The organism is Micromonospora sp. MP36 (assembly GCF_008119785.1).
Classification (GTDB): domain Bacteria; phylum Actinomycetota; class Actinomycetes; order Mycobacteriales; family Micromonosporaceae; genus Micromonospora.
On record NZ_VSFA01000235.1, the window covers coordinates 1 to 2,193 of the forward strand.

General features: G+C 66.1%; 3 protein-coding genes. 1 reads left to right on the forward strand and 2 read right to left on the reverse strand.

Going from position 1 to position 2,193, the window contains the following annotated elements; genetic code table 11:
• Positions 1 to 182: 182 nt before the first annotated feature.
• Both FXF52_RS40870 and FXF52_RS40875 read right to left on the reverse strand, forming a co-directional pair.
• Positions 183 to 683, reverse strand: a complete 501-nt coding sequence (locus FXF52_RS40870; RefSeq protein WP_148804992.1) for a hypothetical protein — start codon at positions 681 to 683, stop codon at positions 183 to 185.
• Positions 684 to 920: 237 nt separating this feature from the next.
• A complete protein-coding gene (locus FXF52_RS40875; protein ID WP_148804993.1) occupies positions 921 to 1,316 on the reverse strand; it encodes a hypothetical protein in 396 nt (131 codons plus the stop codon).
• Between the two features lie 316 nt (positions 1,317 to 1,632).
• On the opposite strand from FXF52_RS40875, the gene FXF52_RS40880 reads away from it, so the two are divergent.
• Complete coding sequence (locus tag FXF52_RS40880) at positions 1,633 to 2,145, forward strand: site-specific integrase (protein ID WP_222870959.1); 513 nt, start codon at positions 1,633 to 1,635, stop codon at positions 2,143 to 2,145.
• Positions 2,146 to 2,193: the final 48 nt, after the last annotated feature.

The following is a 2,193-nucleotide window of genomic DNA, read 5'->3' on the forward strand; positions in this document are numbered from 1 at the left end:
ATTGATCTCCGGTACAAGCAGCCAGGCCAACTGGTGAATGAGCGGAGAGAGTCAGGGTTTGCGGCTGTCGATGTACTGGTGGTGGCCGTTGTTGACTGCTGGTTCGGGCACGCATCGGGCACGGCGACCGCCTCGGTCTGGACCTGGGAGGCCGGGGTGCCGATCACTGACGCCCGGCCGTGTCACTCCCACAAGTCGGCACCCTCGTTGCCGGACGGGTCCGTCTCCCCCAGAGACTCATGGAGCCCCCCGATCTCGCGGCCCGTCGGGTTGCACTCCGCGTCCGTCTCGACCAGGTGCCAGCCGGGGTCGCTCTCGCGCGCGTTCGGGTCCCCGCACCCGTCGATAATGCCCACTGCGGCAACGACCGCCTCGTACGCTCCAGCTCGTGCGACCAGCAGCACATCGTGGGGATCCGCGCCTGCGTCAATCAGCCGCTGGGCGGCCGCCACGTCGCTCAGATTGCTGGCATCCATCCAGGGAGATATCGCCTCCCGCCACAGGGCGCGCAGAACCATGAACCGAGCCAGCTGCGGAATGTTCTCGCTGATCTCTGACCTGGCCCACTCCTCCGGGTCCTCGGCTCCAAGCTCCCTGAACCTCCCCGCGAGCGATACAGCAGAATCGCGGACATCCGGCGGTAGAGTCGCCAGCCACTCGCCCCACGTAGGCCAGAAAGTCACAGCGTGATCATGCCTTCGCCTCGTCCGCTAGCCAACCCCAGCTCGGCGCGATGTCCCTGGATGCTGGCAAGAGACGACGTGCCGGAAATCGACCGCTTCGGTGTGAAAGAACCAGCATGGCTCCCTGGCCTGCACTGACAGCAAGCGTGGCCTGCGGGAACAGTGCAGGTTCGTCCCCGCTCGTCCGCCATCGTCCGCGCCCGTCGTCACTCACCTGGTCACCCAGGCGAGGACTCGTCACCATCTGCGGAGATTGCAGATATCCCGAGCTGCCTGCCGGATGAGAGCTCCGGTCTTCCGGGTGTCGACGTTGCCTCTCGCTGCGCCGGAATAGCGAGAAGTCTCCCGCACCAGGAGAACCGCACCGATCCAGCCCACCATGATCCCCAGCACCATGGCGACAAAGAGCAGCATCACGAGCGGCACAAGAACGCTCTCTGCGACTCCGAGGCGGACCAGCAGCATCAGCAAGGCCGTGACCGGGAAGAGCAAAGCAAGCCGCATCCCCCTGACGAACAGGCGGTATCTGTAGGACTCCGCAATCGTGGGCATGTCGGGGCTATCCAACTGGCTCTCCACTCCGACCTCAGGCGCTCGCCACACAATCGCACCCTGCGTCAACATCTGCGCCATCCCGTATGCCGCCGACCCGCCCTCCTGGGGAGCGGGCCGCCGCCCGGCCCGCCACGTCAAACCAGCTCCGCCGCCGAGATGGTGACAGCGTCTTCGACGTGGCTCCCGACAATGTCGAGTTCGCCGGTGATGAAGAGTTCGAGTAACTCGTTGGCCCCGCCTTGGTGCCAGTTTCCGCTGGGTGGCGCGCGCGCCAACGGCATCCGGATTTGCCGCTCCGGGTGGGCTGGCGTTCATTCCCGGTGGTGACGCACGGTGATGTATGGCTACCCTTCCTGCTTCGGCTTCCAGTGTCGTACCGGCCGATCAACTTGTTGTGCGCGCCGCGGTGTCCGCCTTCTTGGGCCGCTACCGTGGGCAGACTCGCGTCCATACCGAGTCCGACCTGCGAGTCTTCCTTCGTTGGTGCACCGACCAAGCTCTTGATCCGCTCGCCATGGCGCGCATGGACGTCGAGCGGTACGTGCGCTGGCTGCAAGACGTCCGCCGGTACCAGCCCTCGACGGTGTCGCGGCGCCTGTCGGTCGTGGTCGGGTTCTATCGGGTCTGCGTCATCGACGCCATCCTGAAACACTCGCCAGCCGATTACGTCCGCCCGCCCACGGTGCCGGCCGAGTCGCCGGCACTCGGACTGGGCCACCTGCAGTTCGAGGCCCTGATCACCGCCGCCCGTCTGTCGGCCAACCCGAACGACTTCGCCCTGGTCGCCCTCTTGGGCCCACCATGCGCTACGACCGAGCCCGCAAGAACCTCGACCGGCACCCCAACTACATCCTCGCCGCCTACATGGCCTCCGGGACATAGCCAGCGCTCGCGGCTATGCCGATGACAGCGCGTTGAAATTCAGGCCGGGCACCCCGCATCGCTTCCGCCACCG

Excerpts from the sequence above, each read along its gene's own strand:
- FXF52_RS40875 (WP_148804993.1), bottom strand. The coding sequence starts at position 1,316 with ATGGCGCAGATGTTGACGCAGGGTGCGATTGTGTGGCGAGCGCCTGAG.